The organism is Myxococcus qinghaiensis (assembly GCF_024198215.1).
Taxonomy (GTDB): Bacteria; Myxococcota; Myxococcia; order Myxococcales; family Myxococcaceae; genus Myxococcus; species Myxococcus qinghaiensis.
Genome location: NZ_JAKCFA010000009.1, coordinates 24,280 through 40,547 on the forward strand (window position 1 = coordinate 24,280; position 16,268 = coordinate 40,547).

Here is a 16,268-nt window from a genome sequence, read left to right on the forward strand (position 1 = left end):
GCGCCCCGGCCGGCCGCACGTTCTCCTCAGAATAATTGACGCATCCCTGCCCTACTTGGCAGAACGGGATATGCGCTCCAAGAAAACCAAGTTCATTTTCGTGACGGGCGGAGTGGTCAGCTCCCTCGGCAAGGGCCTCGCCTCGGCTTCCATCGGCGCCCTGCTCGAGAATCGTGGGCTCGCCGTCACGCTGCTCAAGCTGGACCCGTACATCAACGTGGACCCGGGCACGATGAGCCCGTTCCAGCACGGCGAGGTCTTCGTCACCGAGGACGGTGGCGAGACGGACATGGACCTGGGCCACTACGAGCGGTTCACCAACGCTCGGATGAGCCGGCTCAACAACTTCACGTCGGGCCGCATCTACCACGCGGTCATCATGAAGGAGCGCCGCGGCGAGTACCTGGGCAAGACGGTGCAGGTGATTCCGCACATCACCGACGAAATCAAGGCGAGCGTGCGTCAGGCGGCCCAGGACGCGGATGTGGTGATTGTGGAGGTGGGCGGCACGGTGGGCGACATCGAGTCGCTGCCGTTCCTCGAGGCCATCCGCCAGATGCGCTACGACGTGGGCAGCCAGAACGCCGTCTACGTGCACCTGACGCTGCTGCCGTACATCGGCGCGGCGGGCGAGGTGAAGACCAAGCCCACGCAGCACTCGGTGATGAAGCTGCGGGAGATTGGCATCCAGCCCGACTTCCTCGTGTGCCGCACGGACCGCGAGGTGTCGCGGGAGATAAAGGACAAGATCGCCATGTTCTGCAACGTGGACACGGGCAACGTGTTCACCTCGCCGGACGTGCGCAGCATCTACGAGCTGCCGCTGGAGCTGCACCGGCAGGGCCTGGATGACCGGCTCGCGGAGGTGCTCAACATCTGGAGCCGCGCGCCGCACCTGGAGCGCTGGGAGAACATCATCCGCAAGGTGTACGAGCCCGCGCGCGGCCAGGTCCAGGTCGCCATTGTCGGCAAGTACGTGAACCTCACGGAGAGCTACAAGAGCCTCAACGAGGCGCTCCTGCACGGCGGCATCGCCAACGACGTGAAGGTGAACCTGCACTTCGTGGACAGCCAGGACGTGGAGGCCCAGGGGCCGGAGAAGCTCCTGGCCGGCGTGGACGCCATCCTCGTCCCCGGGGGCTTCGGCGTGCGAGGCACCGAGGGCAAGATCGCCGCGGTCCGCTACGCGCGGGAGAAGAAAATCCCCTTCTTCGGTATCTGCCTGGGCCTGCAGATGGCCGTGGTGGAGTTCAGCCGGAGCGTGCTGGGCCTCCCCGCGGCCAACAGCCTGGAGTTCAACGAGCACACCCCGCACCCCGTCGTGACGCTCATGGAGAGCCAGGTCACGGTGCAGGACAAGGGTGGAACCATGCGCCTGGGCAGCTACGCCTGCGCGCTCAAGAGCGGCTCACGGGCACACCATCTGTACGGCCAGGACACCATCCAGGAGCGCCACCGCCACCGCTTCGAGGTGAACAACGCCTACCGGGGCCGGCTTCAGGAGGCAGGACTTGTCATCTCCGGGCATAATCCGGAGCTGAACCTCGTGGAGATGATCGAATTGTCTGACCACCCGTACTTCGTCGGCTGCCAGTTCCATCCCGAGTTCAAGAGCAAGCCCTTTGCTCCCCACCCCCTCTTCTCCGGCTTCATCAAGGCGGCGCTCGAGCAGCGCGACGCCACGTCCGGTCAGGTGCGCGCATGAGCGCCAGCAGCCTCCCCATCAACCTCTGTGGCTACAAGGTCGGCCCGGGCCAGAAGCTCTTCGTCATCGCCGGCCCGGACAGCATCGAGTCCGAGGAGATGGCACTGAAACATGCTCACTTGCTCAAGGGCATCACCAGCCGACTGGGCGTGCCCTATGCGTTCAAGTGCTCCTACGACAAGGCCAACCGGACAAGCGGGAAGTCCTTCCGAGGTCCTGGCCTCCGGGAAGGGCTGCGTATCCTAGCGCGTATCAGGGATGAAGTGGGCGTCCCGGTCCTCACGGACGTCCATGAAACCAGCCACGTAGGTCCTGCCTCGGAAGTTGTGGATATCATCCAGATACCGGCGTTCCTGTGCCGGCAGACAGACCTGGTGGAGGCCGTGGCTCGCACGGGGAAGGGCGTGAACTTGAAGAAGGGACAGTTCGTAGCCCCCAAGGACATCGTCCACTCGGCGCGCAAGGCGTTCGAGTCGGGCAACCCCAACGTGCTCGTCACGGAGCGGGGGTCCACGTTCGGCTACAACAACCTGGTGGTGGACATGCGAGGGCTTGCCCACATGCGCGAGGCGGGCCTGGCCGTGTGTTTCGACGCCACGCACTCCGTGCAGCAGCCCAGCTCCGGCGACGGGGTGACGGGGGGCGAGCGCAAGTTCGTCTCACTGCTCGCCCATGCCGCCGCGGCGGCCGGGATTGATGCATTGTTCACGGAAGTCCATGAGGACCCTGACCGTGCCCTGTGTGACGGTCCGTGCTCCCTCAATCCACAGATGTTCGAGGACGTGGTACGAAATGTGCTGAACATCCGCCGGGTGTTGGGACACGAGCCCGGTTGATGAACACGACGAGGGGAGGAGCCGAGCGAGTCATGCCGACGGACGCACCTTCCAAGCCTGGAAAGGAAGAGCTGACGTCTCGCGCGGCGCGCGTGCGGCTGCTTGTCTTCGACGTGGACGGGGTGCTCACCGACGGCGGCCTGTATTACGGCGACGGCGGGGAGCTGATGAAGCGCTTCGATGTGAAGGATGGCCACGCCCTGGTCATGGCCCGACTGTCGGGTCTGCCCGCCGCCATCCTCACCGCCCGCACCTCGAGCATCGTGGAGGTTCGCGGGAGGGAGCTCGGGCTGGCGGCTGTGTTTCAAGGCCGCCGCGACAAGGGTGCCGCACTGGACGAGCTGCTCCAGCAACTGGCCGTTCCCCTGGAGGCCTGTGCCTACATGGGGGACGACCACAACGACCTGGCCCCTCTTTCGAGGGTGGGCTTGTCCGCGTGTCCCGCGGATGCTGTTCCCGAGGTGCGTCAAGAGGTCGACTTCATCACCCAGAGTCCGGGCGGCCGTGGCGCCGTCCGTGAGCTCGTCGAGCTGTGCCTCAAGGCCAGTGGACGGTGGGAGGACGCCGTGGGTCTGATGAGGGGGACTGATGGACGCAGTGCGCAGAGAGGTTGAAGGAAACCCCGTATTCAAGGTAGGTGGTTGATTCCATGGGCAGCGGAATGATGCAGCAAGAGGGGAGTACGGCGATGACGGACCAGCTCTACACGACGCACGACATCAGTCGCTTGCTTCAGGTGGATCCGTCCACGGTGAGCAAGTGGATTGACCGGGGCATCCTGATGGCATTCAGGACGCCGGGCGGCCATCGCCGGGTGCGGTCGGCGGACCTGCGCACGTTCCTCATCACCCACCAGATGCCGGTGCCGGAGGAGTTGGGTAGCGGCACGGTGCGCCTGCTGGTGGTGGACGACGAGCGCGCGGTGCTGGACGCCATCAAGCGCGCGTTCAAGCCGTTCGCGGCGCAGGTGGAACTGCAGACGACGACCAGTGGCGTGGAGGCGCTGCTGCTGGTGTCCGAGCAGAAGCCGCACGGCATGATCATCGACCTCAACATGCCGGACATCGACGGCCTGGAGGTCTGCCGCCGCATCCGTCAGCGCAAGCAGATGGAGGGCGTGCGTCTCATCACGATGACGTCCGTGCACACCGCCGACGTGGTGGAGCAGTCGAAGCAGGCCGGCGCGCTCGCGTGCCTCGCCAAGCCGCTGGATGTACAGCAGGTGCTGGAGCTGTTCCGCGTGCCCATCTCGCTCAGCGCGAAGCGCTGAAGCGTAGAGGGCTTCCGCCACCCCCCTCGCGGAAGCCCTCGACAGGGGTGAAGTCAGCAGGAAGCCGCGCCGTTTTCGGCGGACAGCGGCCTCCCAGGAGGGGTGTGCGCGCGGTTCAGCTCTGGACCTTGACCTCGATGACCCGAGGCTTGGTTTCCTCGCGCCGAGGCAGCGTCAGCGTCAGCACGCCTTGCTCGTAGCGCGCCTCCACCTTGGCGGCGTCCACGGTCTCCGGCAGGGAGAACGAGCGAGTGAAGCTGCCCTGGCCGCGCTCCTGGCGACGCACGCTGACGCCTTCGGCGAGCGGCTGCGTCTTGCGTTCGGCCTTCACGGTGAGCACGTCGCGCTCCACCGTCACCTGGATGTCCTTCGCGTCCACGCCGGGGATGTCGAGGTGCAGCGTCACGCCCGCCTCGGACTCGAGGATGTCGGCCGCCGGGGTGCGCTCGGTGCGCCGCGGGGACTGACGGAAGAGGCCGGGCTGGCCCAGCTCACGGAAGAGCGCGTCGAAGTCGCGCATCAAAGGGTTCACCACCACGGCGGAGTTGAACGGGTTTCGGCTCTGCATGGTCTTCTCCTGTGCGTGTCACCCTGGGTGGGTGCACGGTGTGTGAATCACAGACGTTGTCGTAGTCGGCGGTCGCCTCGGGGGCCCCATCGGGGCTCCACTCCAGCGCCGCCTCACAAGACTCAAGAGAACCATGCTCCGGGACGTGTCAAGCAACGCCCCCGGCCCCGCCGCGCCCGTTGCGACGGGCCCGTCTGCCTGCCCTCCAGCGGGCCCGGAAGGCGTCCTTCAGGACGAGCGCCCCACGCTCAGTCGTCGTCGCGGCCCAGGGTGATGGAGAAGGCCTCCTCGTCGCGGACGACGTTCACCGTCCACGGACGGCAGCACACCGGGCAGTCCTCGATGTAGCGCTCCGCGCTGGCGCCAATGGGGTCCACGTCGACCTCCACCTCCTCGCCGCAATAGGGGCATTGCTGGGTGGCGGCTTCCGCGAAGGGCTGCATGGTGGTGCCTCCTCGCCCTCGAAGCGGGCGATTGCGTCGCGGACTCATCGTCCGCGCATTCAGACGGTAGACTCCTGAGCCATGGCTTCTCCTTCCCGCAATCGTATCGGTGACATCCTCGTCAAGGCGCGCGTCATCGACGACCTCCAGCTGCGCAGCGCCATGGCCACCCTGGACCAGTGGGGCGGGCGGCTGTCGCGCGTGGTGGCGGACCTGGGGCTCGCCAGCGAGGACGTCGTCACGGAGGCCATCTGCCAGGGCCTGGGGATGCAGCGCGTGCAGCTGGGCAACATCAGCCGCGACACGGGAGCGCTGGCGCGCGTGGAGGTGAGCATGGCCGAGCAGAAGGCCGTCTTCCCCGTGTCGCTCAAGGACAACGGCAAGACGCTGGTGCTGGCGATGGCGGACCCCACGGACCTGGCCACGCTGGACCAGGTGGCGGCCCGCAGCCGTGCTCGCGTGGTGCCCATGGTGGCGGGCGAGCGCGAAATCGAGCACGCCATCCTCCGGCACTACCGGAACCAGGAGCCGGTGGCGAGCAGCCGTTTCGCGCCGTCGCGCAGCCAGTCCGCCAACACGCCCTCCACCGTCGACGAGGAGCAGCAGGAGGAGGACGAGTTCAAGGTCGTGGACATGAGCGGCAACACGGTGGTGAAGCGCATCGCCGACATCGTCCCGCCCGGCTCTCCCGCCACCGCGCCCGCGCCCCGCGCCGCGGAGAAGCCCGCACCGCCCGTCGCGAGCGGCTCCAGCGCGGCGGACATCCTGGATGAAATCCTGGCCGGCGGCGCCCCGGCCTCCGAGTGGACGGACGAGGACCTGCAGCGGCTGCAGACGCTCCAGCAGAACCAGGAGAAGAGCTCCAAGATTCTGCGCGCCCTGCTGGAGCTGCTGCTGGAGAAGGGCAAGCTCCAGCAGCGGGAGCTGGCCGCGAAGATGCGGCTCTAGCCGTCAGCCCGCTTCCTGGAGCTCTCGATGGGTGAGGCCCAGGAGGTAGAGGATGGCGTCCAGATCTCCAGCGGAGATGGACGTGTCGGCCGCCTCGCGCAGCCGGGGCTTGGCGCGGAAGGCGATGCCCAGCCCCGCGCGCTCCAGCATCAGCAAGTCATTGGCTCCATCGCCCACGGCGATGACCTGCTCCAGCAGGATGCCCTCCTGCTTCGCCAGCTGCTCCAGCAGCTCCGCCTTGCGGCGCGCGTTGACGATGGGCCCCACCGTGCGCCCGGTGAGCTTGCCGCCCTCCTCCTCCAGGACGTTGGAGTAGGCGTGGTCGATTCCCAGGCGCGCCTTGAGCGCCTCGGCGGCCACGGAGAAGCCTCCGCTGATGACGGCGGTGCGGAAGCCCAGCCGCCGCAGCACGCGCACCAGCGTCTCCGCGCCCTCCGTCAGCGGCAGGTTCGCCGCGAGCTGGTGCAGCACGGCCACGTCCAGCCCCGCCAGCAGCGCCACGCGCTGACGCAGGGACTCGTCGTAGTCCATCTCCCCGTGCATGGCGCGCTCGGTGATGCGCGACACCTGCTCGCCCACGCCGTGCGCGCGCGCCAGCTCGTCGATGACCTCGATGCGGATGAGCGTGGAGTCCATGTCCATCACCACCATCCGCTTGCTGCGGCGAAACAGGCTCTCGCGCTGCAGCGCCACGTCGAAGGTGTTGTCGCGCATGGACAGCGCCAAGAGCGAGCGCTTCAGCGCCTCCGGCTCCACGGACGCGGGCAGGGTGACGTGCAGCTCCACCGAGCCCAGGTGCGTGTGCGTCAGCCGGACGATGCGCTCCAGGTTCGCCCCCTGCCCCGCCAGATGCGAGGACAGCGCGTGCAGCTCACGGGCGCCCAGCGCGCGGCCCACCGCGGTGACGACGTAGCGCGCGGGCGCGGGCGTCACGGTGGCGCTCGAGTCCGGCGACTCCACCGCCTGGAAGTCCAGGTCCACGCCCAGCTCCCGGGCGGCGAAGAGCAGCGCGCTGGGGATGCCGCGCGCGTCGGCCAGGCGCACCAACAGGCAGAGCGTGAGGCGGCCCTGCACCACCACCTGCTCCACGTCGAGCAGCTCGGCGCCCGCGTCCGCGAGCAGGCCGGTGAGGCGGGCGGTGATGCCGGGATGGTCCTTGCCCGTGACGGTGACGAGCACGCAGCCGGAGGAAGTGGGAGTCATGTCCCCCGGACGATGCCACGACGGCGCGCGGGCGGGGCGGGCCTCATGCGGCCCGCGCCCACCTCTGCATCAATCAGGACTGCGGCGCTTCCGAGGAGAGGACGAGGTCACCCCGGACGAGGAACTCCTTGTCCGGGAAGGCCTTGTAGAAGTCCTCGAGCATCGCATCCACGTCCGGGTAGCGCTGCTCGCGCTTGTCCTGGGTGGCCTTGTCGAAGAGCTGGTCCAGCCCGCTGGGCGCCTCGGCGTTCACCTCCGAGGGCAGGGCCGAGCGGCGGCCGGGAATCTGCCCGGTGAGCATCTCGTAGAGCAGGATGCCCAGCCCGTACACATCCGCGGCCGGACCCGGCTCCTTGGCGCCCCGGTGCATCAGCTCCGGAGCCATGTAGGGCATGCCACCGGTGCCCACGAAGACCTGGGGCATTCCCTTGGTGGAGTCCACCTCCACCACGCGGCCCAGGCCGAAGTCGGCCAGCTTCGCGTTGCCGTACGCGTCGAAGAGGACGTTCTCCGGCTTGAGGTTGTGGTGCGTCAGGCCCGTGGCGTGCGCGGCGCGCAGGCCGTAGGCCATCTGCAGGAAGGTGCGCAGCGCGAAGGGCACCGGCACGCCGCTGCCACCACCCGCCTCCAGCCTCTCCTTCAGGCTGCCGTTCATCAGCTCCAGCACGAAGTAGGGCCGGCTCGCGTCCACGTTCTGGTCCACCACCTGGACGATGCCGGGGTGGCGCACCTGGGCCTGCGCGCACAGCTCCTTCTTCAGCCGCTTGAGCACCTCCCCGCGCTGCAGGAAGGAGAAGTAGCCGAAGATGTCCTTGAGCTCCTTCAGGCAGATGTCCAGCCCGAGCGCCGTGAAGCGGCCCTTGAAGACGGTGCCCAGCGGGCCCGTGCCAATGGGGTCGAACTTCTGGTAGCGCAGGTCCAGCTCGGTGCCCTTGGAGGCGACGGGCGCGGCGGCGACAGGGGTGGCGGCGGGAGGGGGCATGGAAGAGGCAGCGGAAGACGCGGGAGGAGCGAGGGGCAGCGGCGCGGGAGCGGTGGGAGCCAGGCCGATGGATGTCTCGCGGCGAGGCTCGGGGACCGCGGGGGTGATGAGCGCCACGGGCGAGGCGGCGGCGACTGGCGACTGCGCCGACGGCGGCGGGGTCAGGTCCAGCGCGGGCATGGCCGAGCGCGCGGCCCGCATGGGGGCCATGGCCGGCTGCGAGGGAGGCGGCGCGATTTGCGTGGCCGCGGTGGGCACCACCTCCGCCTCGTCCAGCAGCAGCTCCGGCGGGGGCGGCGGCAGCTGCATGGGCTCCTCGGTGCCCTGGGCCACCGGCGGCTCGTCCTCCGCGGAGGAGAGCTGCTCGGCGAAGAACTCGCCCACCTCCGTGGAGAACTTGTCCCCCAGTTCCCCGCCCGCCACGCGCTCGCCCTGCTCGGTGAGCTTGAGCTGGGCCTCGCGGTCCATGGCGATGTAGTGGAACTTGCGCAGGAAGAAGAAGTAGTTGTCGAACTCGAGCGAGACGGACGGTTCGAGAGCGGCCTTCACATCGGCCAGCTTGTTCGAGCGTCCAAGTCGGCCGTTCTCCCTCAGGTTTCGGAGGATGAACAGCGCCTCGCCACTGACGGCGTCGCGGTTGATGGCGGCCTTCGGCATGGGTGGGGGACTCTACGACGTCCCACCGCCCCCACTCAACGTGGGACTGCCAGAACCCTGGGGGGCGGCTACTTGATGCGAAGGAGCTGCTTCACCGTCTCCAGCACTTCGACGAACTTCACCGGCTTGCGCAGGTAGATGTCGACGCCGAGCTGCAGGGCGCGGTCCTGCGCCTCCTTGCCGCCCGCGGAGATGGCGATGACGGGGATGGCCCGGAGCGCCTCCTCCTCGCGGATGCGCTCCACCAGGGCGAAGCCGTCCATCACCGGCATGTACAGGTCCGTCATGACCAGGCTGAAGCGGCCCTCGCGCAGCATCAGGAGCGCGTGGTGGCCGTCCGGCGCGAAGTGGACCTCCAGGGGCACCTTCCCGTGCAGCTCCCCGCTGGCCAGCTTCTTCAGGACGTAGCTGTACATCTCGATGATGTGCGGGTTGTCCTCGACGATGAGCACACGGTACCCCTCGTGCTCGCCGGTGGACTCCTGGCTGTCTGGACCTGCCGCACTCAAGATGTCACCCAGTCTCCGCCGGTCTTCTGCGCGCTCCACTCGGACGCCGACACCTCCGGGCTGATCGAAGCTCGCCGGCCTGACCCAGGCCACGATGCCGCTGACTTCTACCGGATCCAGCAGTCCCGGGAAAGAAAGTGCGAGGCGGACATCCTCTCCGAGCGTGAAGGCCTGCTCGGTCTGCACGAACAGCCCCGAATGGGACAGGTTCTCCGTGACGTCACGCGCCTGGCGTCCGTCCGCGTACTCCACCTTCAGCACGGCCGGGATCCGGGGGTGCTGGCGCTTGTTCTCTGGGCCCGGGGTCATGACAAGGGGTTGGAATCGCTCGGCAATTTGCTGATGGCGGCCCAGTGTACCGTCGAGGGTTTATGTTGACAACGCGGCCATGGGGGCAATACGTAGCCCCCCGCCATGGCGGAGCCCCTGTTCACTCCTGAAGAGCAGAAGAAGTTCGACGCGGGTATCGCGGAGATCATCTCCCACTACCCCCCTGAGCGCAAAAGCGCGGGCATGCTCCCGGCGCTGCGCGTGCTCCAGGAGATCAAGGGCTGGTTGCCGCCCGAAGGATTGAGGCTGGTCGCCAAGCACCTGGAAGTCACGCCGGAGCGCGCCTATGAGGTCGCCAGCTTCTACGTGATGTACCACCTGAAGAAGCCGGGCAAGTACGTCATCGACGTCTGCACGAACCTGTCCTGCTCGCTCTGGGGCGCGGAGAAGATGCTCGCCTACCTGGAGGAGAAGCTCGGCCTCAAGGCAGGTGAAGCCAACGAGAAGTTCACCTTGCGCGAGACCGAGTGCCTGGCCTCCTGCGGCACGGCGCCGTGCCTGCAGATCAACGAGGATCATCACGAGAGCCTCACCCGCGCCAAGCTGGACGCCATCCTGGCCAAGCTGAGCTGAGCCCACCCCTTTTCACCCAGTAGGACGTCATCACATGACCGCTACGGCAAAGACGATCGACCCGATCATCTCGGCGGCCTGGGGCAAGCCGCAGTCCTGGACCCTGGACAGCTACAAGAAGCGCGGTGGCTACGAGGGCCTGAAGAAGGCGCTGGAGATGCAGCCGGCGGCCATCATCGACGAGGTGAAGAAGTCCAACCTCCGAGGGCGCGGCGGCGCCGGCTTCCCCACGGGCCTCAAGTGGAGCTTCGTCCCCAAGGACAGCCCCAAGCCCAAGTACCTGGCGGTCAACGGCGACGAGTCCGAGCCGGGCACCTTCAAGGACCGCTACATCCTGGAAGACGACCCGCACATGATGCTGGAGGGCATCGCCATCGCGTCGTACGCGCTGGGCGTGCACACCTGCTACGTGTACCTGCGCGGCGAGTTCAAGTTCCCCGCGGAGCGCTGCCAGGCGGCCATCGACGAGGCCTACAAGGCGGGCATCTTCGGCAAGAAGATGCTGGGCAAGGACTTCGAGCTCAACTGCTACCTGGTCCGTGGCGCCGGCGCGTACATCTGCGGCGAGGAGACGGCCCTCCTGGAGAGCCTGGAGGGCAAGAAGGGCTGGCCGCGCCTCAAGCCCCCCTTCCCCGCGGTGGTCGGCCTGTTCGGCAGCCCCACGGTGGTGAACAACGTGGAGACGCTCGCCAGCGTGCCCCACGTCTTCACGGGCGGCTCGGACTGGTACGCGAAGCTGGGCACGGACAAGTCGGGCGGCACGCGCTTGGTCTGCCTGTCCGGCTCGGTGAACCGCCCCGGCGTCTACGAAGTGTCCATGTTCACCACGCTCGCGGAGCTCATCTACGACGACAAGTTCGGCCGGGGCATGCCGGCGGGTCGCAAGGTGAAGGCCGTGATTCCGGGCGGGTCCTCGGCGCCGGTGCTGGGCGCGGACGAGCTGGACGTGGCCATGGAGTTCGAGGCCCTCAAGGTCAAGCAGACCATGGCGGGCTCCGGCGGCGTCATCGTCATGGACGACTCCACCTGCATGGTGCGCAGCCTGTGGCGCGTGGCGCGCTTCTACGCGGAGGAGTCCTGCGGCCAGTGCACGCCGTGCCGCGAGGGCACGCCGTGGCAGACGCGGCTGTTGCGCAAGATTGAAGAAGGTCGTGGCGAGCCGGGCGACATCGAGATGCTGTCCAACGTGGCGTCCTCGATTGCCCCCTACCCGCCCATCGGCCTGGGCAACACCATCTGCGCGCTGGGTGACGCGGCGGCGCTGCCCACGCACTCGTTCCTCATGCGGTACAGGGACGAGTTCGAGGCCCACATCCGCGAGCACCGCTGCCCGTTCGGCGACAAGCCCTGGGGTTCGTTCGGAGACTGGTCTTGAACATCGAGCTCATCCTCTTCGGGGCGTTCGCGCTCCTGACGCTGCTGTCGGCCGGGACGGTCATCTTCGCGCGGAGCCCCATCAACTCCGCCATGGCCCTGGTCTCCACGTTCTTCTTCCTGGCCGGCCTGTACGTCCTGCTCTGGGCGCACACGGTGGCGGTGCTCCAGGTGATGGTCTACGCGGGCGCCATCATGGTGCTCTTCCTCTTCGTCATCATGCTGCTCAACCTGGGCGAGTCCCCCACGCGCGGCCGGCCCACGCTGGCGCGAATCGTGGGTGGCGCCGCGACGCTGGGGCTGCTGGTGGTGCTGGGCATCGCCCTGTCGAAGCTGCCGTCCGGGCCGCCGCCGTCGCTGGGCGTGGAGGGGCAGGCGACCTTCGGCACCATGGCGACGATGGGTCAGGTCGTCTTCACCCAGTGGCTCTTGCCCTTCGAAGCGGTGAGCCTGCTGCTGCTGGTGGCCATGGTGGGCGCCGTCGTCGTGGCCAAGTCGCGAATCTGATCGCTGCCGACTCCCTCAAACTTTCTGTGCTAGATGGCGGCGCAGGTCGTCGCCCGCGAGGCCCCGAATCGGCCCATGGTCCCCATCTCCTACTACCTCCTGCTTGCCGCCGCCCTGTTCTGCATGGGCATGTTTGGCGTGATGGTGCGCCGCAACGCGCTGGTCATCTTCATGTGCGTGGAGCTGATGCTCAACGCCGCGAACCTGACCTTCCTCGCGTTCGCCCGAATGCACGGAGACAGCGTTGGCCATGTCTCCGCCTTCTTCGTCATCGCCGTCGCGGCGGCGGAGGCGGCCATTGGCCTCGCCATCGTCATCGCCGTCTTCCGGAGCCGAGGCAGCGTCCTGGTGGAAGACATCCGGACCATGAAGCACTGACGGACCCGCCAGGAGCCCTGTCATGAACCTCTCGCAATTCCTGCAGACGGCGCCCGTCGCTCCCGACGTCCTGGCGCCCTCGCTGTGGCTCATCATCGCCCTGCCGCTGCTCGGCGCGTTCATCTGCGGCGTGTTCGGCAAGATGCTGGGCCGGGCCAACGTCAACCTGGTCGCCTGCTCCGCGGTGGGTGGCGCCTTCGTGTTGAGCGTGCTGGCCTTCTGGGCCACCAGCGACACGGACCCGGAGAGCCGCCGGCTGCTGTCCTTCTTCGTGAACCCGTTCGGCACGGAGCGCGACTACGTGCGCTACGCCCTGGCGCACGACTACGGCACGTGGTTCGCCGTGGGCGACTTCCGGGTGAACTTCGGGCTGATGGTGGACCACCTGTCGGGCACCCTGCTGCTGGTCATCACCGGCGTCGGGTTCCTCATCCACCTGTACTCCACCAGCTACATGGAGCACGACGAGTCCTACTGGCGGTACTTCGCGTACCTCAACCTGTTCGTCGCGGCCATGCTGACGCTGGTGCTGGCCGACAACCTCGTCCTGCTCTTCGTGGGCTGGGAAGGCGTGGGCATGGCCAGCTACCTGCTCATCGGCTTCTGGTACACGGACCCCGCCAAGGCGTGGGCGGGCCGCAAGGCGTTCGTCACCAACCGCATCGGTGACTTCGCGTTCCTCATCGCCACGTTCCTGATGGTGCTGCTGGTGGGCGCCTTCACCGAGCAGGCCAACGAGCGCGACTACACGATGGCCAACAGCAGCAGCCAGCGCTACTCGGCCGCGCTGCAGGAGAAGGGCACCGTCACCTTCCTGGGCCTGCAGAAGATGGCCGAGGCGATTCCCGAGGGCGGCGGCGGCGCGGTCATGCTGTCCACGCCCATCGCCGCGGGGCCCCTGGAGGGCTACACGTTCGGCGGGGTGATGACGGCGGCGATGCTGCTGTTCCTCCTGGGCGCGGCTGGCAAGAGCGCGCAGCTCCCGCTGTACGTCTGGCTGCCGGACGCGATGGCGGGCCCGACGCCCGTCTCCGCCCTCATCCACGCGGCGACGATGGTCACCGCCGGCGTCTACCTGTTCAGCCGCATGTCCGCGCTGCTGGTGCTCAGCCCCACGGCCATGGCCACGGTGGCCATCATCGGCGCGCTGACCTCGCTGCTCGCGGCGCTCATCGCCTTCGCGCAGGACGACATCAAGAAGGTGCTCGCCTACTCCACGGTGTCCCAGCTGGGCATCATGTTCATGGGTGTGGGCATGGGCGTGTTCTGGGCGGCGGTGCTCCACCTCGTCACCCACGCCTTCTTCAAGGCCTGCCTCTTCCTGGGCGCCGGCAGCGTGATGCACGGCAACGGGGACGAGACGGACATCAAGAAGCTGGGCGGCCTGCGCCACGAGATGAAGTGGACGTGGGGCACCTTCTTCGTCGCCACGCTGGCCATCACCGGCATCATCCCGCTGTCCGGCTTCTTCTCGAAGGACGCCATCTTCCACGGCGTGCACCACAACCACCTGGAAGGGCTGCACTGGGTGTCCAGCGTCGTCTACTACCTGGGCCTGCTCATCGCCGCCTGCACCGCGTTCTACATGACGCGCGTGTACCTGCTGACCTTCGAGGGCCAGCGCTCCAAGGAGGCGAAGCTGGCGCACGCGCACGAGAGCGCGTGGCAGATGACGCTGCCGCTGGTGGTGCTCGCGGTGCTCAGCGTGGTGTCCGCCGTGTACGCGTGGCCGCTGATGAAGGCGCCGGGCGACGGCCGGCCGCAGCCGGTGTTCGAGAACTTCCTGAGCCCCGTGTTCGCGTCGATGAACCGCATCGTCGCGACGGGCAAGACGGTGGCGCTGGACACCAGCGTCCCGGCCATGGGCGACTACGTCTTCGCGTGGCTCGTGGCGGTGTCGGGCGGCGCGCTGGCGGGCTTCCTGTACCTGCGCTTCTTCCCGGCGCGCGCGGGCCAGCCGGCTCCGGCCTTCGCCCGGGCCGTGCGCCGCACGGCGCAGAACAAGTTCTACGTGGATGAGCTGTACGAGCTGGCCATCATCCGGCCGGTGAAGTTCATGAGCTTCATCCTCTTCCGCGTGGTGGACGCGCTCCTCATCGACACCGTGGCCGTGCGCGGCACGGCGTGGGTGACGGCGCGAGTGGGCAGCGCGCTGCGCTACGTCCAGTCGGGCGACGCCCAGGCCTACGCCGCAGTGATGGCCCTCGCCCTGCTGGGCGGAGTCGCCTACGCCCTCATCCAGGTGCTGCAATGAGCTTCTTCGACACCCACCTGCTCAACCTCGTCGTCTTCCTGCCCCTCGTCTTCGCGGCGCTGGTGTTGATGCTGCCGGCGGGCGAGGCGGGGCAGATTCGCGCCGTCACGTTCATCGCCATGCTGGTGGACCTGGCCTTCGGCGCGTGGGCGTACATGCGCTTCGAGCCGGGCGGCCCGGAGTTCCAGCTCGAGTACCGGGTGCACTGGTTCAAGGAGTTCGGGCTCAGCTACCACCTGGGCGTGGATGGCCTGGCGGCGAGCCTGCTCCTGCTGACGGTGTTCCTGGGCCCGCTGGTGGTGCTGGCCTCCACCACGTACATCAGCCACCGCATCAAGGAGTTCCACCTGGCGCTGCTGGTGCTCCAGACGACGATGCTGGGCGCGCTGGTGTCGCTGGACGTGCTGCTGTTCTACATCTTCTTCGAGGCCATGCTCATCCCCATGTACCTGCTGGTGGGGGTGTGGGGCGCCGAGGACCGCCAGATGGCGGCGGTGAAGTTCTTCCTCTACACGCTGGTCGGCTCGCTGCTGATGCTGGTGGCACTCATCGCCGTGTACTTCATCAGCTCGCCCGCGGGCGCGCGCTCGTTCGACTACTCCAGCATGTACAACGGCCTGCTGGACGCGAACCGGCAGCTGTCCGCCTGTACCGCCGGCCCGCCTGGAGCATGTGACTCGCTCACGGGACTGGCCGCGACGCTGCACACCTATGGCCCGTGGCTCTTCGCCGCCTTCGCGCTGGCGTTCGCCATCAAGGTGCCCATGTGGCCGGTGCACACGTGGTTGCCTGACGCGCACGTGCAGGCGCCGGTGGCCGGCTCCATGATTCTGGCCGGCGTGATGCTGAAGATGGGCACGTTCGGCTTCTGGCGGTACGCGATTCCGTTCTTCCCGGTGGCCGCGCAGAACGCCCGGCCCTTCCTGGCGACGCTGGCCGTCATCGGCATCGTCTACGGCGCGCTGATGTGCCTGGCGCAGCGGGACATCAAGAAGCTGATTGCGTACTCGTCCGTGAGCCACCTGGGCTACTGCATGCTGGGCATCTTCGCCCTGACGGCCGAGGGCGCCACGGGCAGCGCGTACCAGATGCTCAACCACGGCATCTCCACGGGCGCGCTGTTCCTCCTGTTCGGCTTCCTCTACGAGCGGCGCCACACGCGACTGATGGCGGACTTCGGCGGCATCGCCAAGGTGATGCCGGTGTTCACCGTGGCCTTCGTCATCATCACCTTCTCGTCGGTGGCGGTGCCGGGCACCAACGGCTTCATCGGTGAGTTCCTCGTCCTGCTGGGCACCTTCAAGAGCGATTTGGGCGCCGCCGCCGGCAACCCGCACCTGACGATGGTGTTCGGCGCGTTCGCCACCCTGGGCGTCATCCTGGGCGCCGCGTACATGCTGTGGATGGTGCAGAAGGTGTTCTTCGGGGGCCTCACGCACCGGGAGAACCAGCACCTGACCGACATGAACCTGCGGGAGATGCTGACGGTGCTGCCCTTCATCATCCTCGTCGGAGTCATGGGGCTGATGCCGCAGCCGTTCCTGGACCGCATCGAGCCGTCCACCAGCCGCTTCATCGCTCGCGCTCGCGTGGGCACCCCGGGTGCCACCGTGGAGACGGAGCAGGTGCGCGTGGAGGTGATGGGGCTGCCGGCCCAACCCACCGCGGCCGCTCCGAGCGCCCCTGCCCCGCTCGCCGCCCGAGCCGTCCCCTCGCCTCGGCCGTAAGCCG

Annotated in this window: 16 protein-coding genes; 11 read left to right on the plus strand and 5 right to left on the minus strand. The window is 67.8% G+C overall.

Going from position 1 to position 16,268, the window contains the following annotated elements; all coding sequences use genetic code 11:
- Positions 1 to 70: 70 nt before the first annotated feature.
- Genes LZ199_RS18115 through LZ199_RS18130 form a run of 4 tightly spaced genes read left to right on the plus strand, consistent with a single transcriptional unit; the run spans position 71 to position 3,811 of the window.
- The gene (locus tag LZ199_RS18115) at positions 71 to 1,705 is read left to right on the plus strand and encodes a CTP synthase (RefSeq protein ID WP_253994969.1); all 1,635 of its coding nucleotides are present in this window, start codon (positions 71 to 73) and stop codon (positions 1,703 to 1,705) included.
- Positions 1,702 to 2,541, plus strand: a complete 840-nt coding sequence (kdsA, locus tag LZ199_RS18120) for a 3-deoxy-8-phosphooctulonate synthase (RefSeq protein ID WP_163866295.1) — start codon at positions 1,702 to 1,704, stop codon at positions 2,539 to 2,541. Before LZ199_RS18115 ends, kdsA begins: the two co-directional genes overlap by 4 nt.
- Before the next feature lie 32 nt (positions 2,542 to 2,573).
- A complete protein-coding gene (locus LZ199_RS18125) occupies positions 2,574 to 3,155 on the plus strand; it encodes a KdsC family phosphatase (protein WP_253994970.1) in 582 nt (193 codons plus the stop codon).
- 35 nt (positions 3,156 to 3,190) lie between these two features.
- A complete protein-coding gene (locus LZ199_RS18130; RefSeq protein WP_015346747.1) occupies positions 3,191 to 3,811 on the plus strand; it encodes a response regulator in 621 nt (206 codons plus the stop codon).
- A gap of 115 nt (positions 3,812 to 3,926) precedes the next feature.
- Here LZ199_RS18130 and LZ199_RS18135 read toward each other — a convergent pair whose 3' ends face one another.
- Positions 3,927 to 4,379 (minus strand): Hsp20/alpha crystallin family protein, encoded by a 453-nt coding sequence (locus LZ199_RS18135; protein WP_253994971.1) that lies wholly within the window; start codon positions 4,377 to 4,379, stop codon positions 3,927 to 3,929.
- Positions 4,380 to 4,627: 248 nt separating this feature from the next.
- Complete coding sequence (locus tag LZ199_RS18140; protein ID WP_253994972.1) at positions 4,628 to 4,822, minus strand: CPXCG motif-containing cysteine-rich protein; 195 nt, start codon at positions 4,820 to 4,822, stop codon at positions 4,628 to 4,630.
- Between the two features lie 81 nt (positions 4,823 to 4,903).
- Here LZ199_RS18140 and LZ199_RS18145 point away from each other — a divergent pair, with 81 nt between their 5' ends.
- The gene (locus tag LZ199_RS18145; RefSeq protein ID WP_253994973.1) at positions 4,904 to 5,770 is read left to right on the plus strand and encodes a GspE/PulE/PilB domain-containing protein; all 867 of its coding nucleotides are present in this window, start codon (positions 4,904 to 4,906) and stop codon (positions 5,768 to 5,770) included.
- 3 nt (positions 5,771 to 5,773) lie between these two features.
- Here the strand turns inward: LZ199_RS18145 and serB are convergent, their stop codons facing one another.
- The 3 genes from serB to LZ199_RS18160 form a co-directional block, all read right to left on the minus strand.
- Entirely contained in the window at positions 5,774 to 6,973 is a 1,200-nt protein-coding gene (gene serB / locus LZ199_RS18150; RefSeq protein ID WP_253994974.1) for a phosphoserine phosphatase SerB, read from the minus strand.
- A 73-nt stretch (positions 6,974 to 7,046) separates the two neighbouring features.
- Positions 7,047 to 8,612: a serine/threonine-protein kinase gene (locus LZ199_RS18155; RefSeq protein ID WP_253994975.1), complete on the minus strand. Its 1,566-nt coding sequence runs from the start codon at positions 8,610 to 8,612 to the stop codon at positions 7,047 to 7,049.
- Positions 8,613 to 8,680: 68 nt separating this feature from the next.
- Positions 8,681 to 9,430 carry a TIGR02266 family protein gene (locus LZ199_RS18160; RefSeq protein ID WP_163866288.1) on the minus strand — a complete coding sequence of 250 codons (750 nt, stop codon included), beginning with the start codon at positions 9,428 to 9,430 and terminating at the stop codon, positions 8,681 to 8,683.
- Positions 9,431 to 9,535: 105 nt separating this feature from the next.
- Between LZ199_RS18160 and LZ199_RS18165 the strand changes: the two genes are divergently transcribed.
- The 6 genes from LZ199_RS18165 to LZ199_RS18190 all read left to right on the plus strand — a co-directional run bounded on the left by LZ199_RS18165 (position 9,536) and on the right by LZ199_RS18190 (position 16,264).
- Positions 9,536 to 10,024 carry an NADH-quinone oxidoreductase subunit NuoE family protein gene (locus LZ199_RS18165; RefSeq protein WP_253994976.1) on the plus strand — a complete coding sequence of 163 codons (489 nt, stop codon included), beginning with the start codon at positions 9,536 to 9,538 and terminating at the stop codon, positions 10,022 to 10,024.
- Positions 10,025 to 10,058: 34 nt separating this feature from the next.
- Positions 10,059 to 11,399, plus strand: a complete 1,341-nt coding sequence (gene nuoF / locus LZ199_RS18170; protein ID WP_253994977.1) for an NADH-quinone oxidoreductase subunit NuoF — start codon at positions 10,059 to 10,061, stop codon at positions 11,397 to 11,399.
- Entirely contained in the window at positions 11,396 to 11,905 is a 510-nt protein-coding gene (locus tag LZ199_RS18175; protein ID WP_253994978.1) for an NADH-quinone oxidoreductase subunit J family protein, read from the plus strand. Before nuoF ends, LZ199_RS18175 begins: the two co-directional genes overlap by 4 nt.
- Before the next feature lie 75 nt (positions 11,906 to 11,980).
- On the plus strand, positions 11,981 to 12,283 hold the full coding sequence (gene nuoK, locus LZ199_RS18180; protein WP_141643162.1) for an NADH-quinone oxidoreductase subunit NuoK: 303 nt from the start codon (positions 11,981 to 11,983) through the stop codon (positions 12,281 to 12,283).
- A gap of 22 nt (positions 12,284 to 12,305) precedes the next feature.
- A complete protein-coding gene (gene nuoL, locus LZ199_RS18185) occupies positions 12,306 to 14,537 on the plus strand; it encodes an NADH-quinone oxidoreductase subunit L (protein ID WP_253994979.1) in 2,232 nt (743 codons plus the stop codon).
- Positions 14,534 to 16,264, plus strand: a complete 1,731-nt coding sequence (locus LZ199_RS18190; RefSeq protein ID WP_253994980.1) for a complex I subunit 4 family protein — start codon at positions 14,534 to 14,536, stop codon at positions 16,262 to 16,264. Before nuoL ends, LZ199_RS18190 begins: the two co-directional genes overlap by 4 nt.
- Positions 16,265 to 16,268 lie beyond the last annotated feature (4 nt).

Bases quoted from the DNA above. Each gene is read 5' to 3' on its own strand.
- LZ199_RS18190 (WP_253994980.1), top strand. From the start codon at position 14,534: ATGAGCTTCTTCGACACCCACCTGCTCAACCTCGTCGTCTTCCTGCCC.
- LZ199_RS18160 (WP_163866288.1), bottom strand. From the start codon at position 9,430: ATGACCCCGGGCCCAGAGAACAAGCGCCAGCACCCCCGGATCCCGGCC.
- LZ199_RS18115 (WP_253994969.1), top strand. From the start codon at position 71: ATGCGCTCCAAGAAAACCAAGTTCATTTTCGTGACGGGCGGAGTGGTC.
- LZ199_RS18165 (WP_253994976.1), top strand. From the start codon at position 9,536: ATGGCGGAGCCCCTGTTCACTCCTGAAGAGCAGAAGAAGTTCGACGCG.
- nuoK (WP_141643162.1), top strand. From the start codon at position 11,981: ATGGTCCCCATCTCCTACTACCTCCTGCTTGCCGCCGCCCTGTTCTGC.
- LZ199_RS18135 (WP_253994971.1), bottom strand. From the start codon at position 4,379: ATGCAGAGCCGAAACCCGTTCAACTCCGCCGTGGTGGTGAACCCTTTG.
- LZ199_RS18140 (WP_253994972.1), bottom strand. From the start codon at position 4,822: ATGCAGCCCTTCGCGGAAGCCGCCACCCAGCAATGCCCCTATTGCGGC.
- LZ199_RS18145 (WP_253994973.1), top strand. From the start codon at position 4,904: ATGGCTTCTCCTTCCCGCAATCGTATCGGTGACATCCTCGTCAAGGCG.
- nuoF (WP_253994977.1), top strand. From the start codon at position 10,059: ATGACCGCTACGGCAAAGACGATCGACCCGATCATCTCGGCGGCCTGG.
- nuoL (WP_253994979.1), top strand. From the start codon at position 12,306: ATGAACCTCTCGCAATTCCTGCAGACGGCGCCCGTCGCTCCCGACGTC.
- LZ199_RS18130 (WP_015346747.1), top strand. From the start codon at position 3,191: ATGGGCAGCGGAATGATGCAGCAAGAGGGGAGTACGGCGATGACGGAC.
- LZ199_RS18155 (WP_253994975.1), bottom strand. From the start codon at position 8,612: ATGCCGAAGGCCGCCATCAACCGCGACGCCGTCAGTGGCGAGGCGCTG.
- LZ199_RS18125 (WP_253994970.1), top strand. From the start codon at position 2,574: ATGCCGACGGACGCACCTTCCAAGCCTGGAAAGGAAGAGCTGACGTCT.
- serB (WP_253994974.1), bottom strand. From the start codon at position 6,973: ATGACTCCCACTTCCTCCGGCTGCGTGCTCGTCACCGTCACGGGCAAG.
- kdsA (WP_163866295.1), top strand. From the start codon at position 1,702: ATGAGCGCCAGCAGCCTCCCCATCAACCTCTGTGGCTACAAGGTCGGC.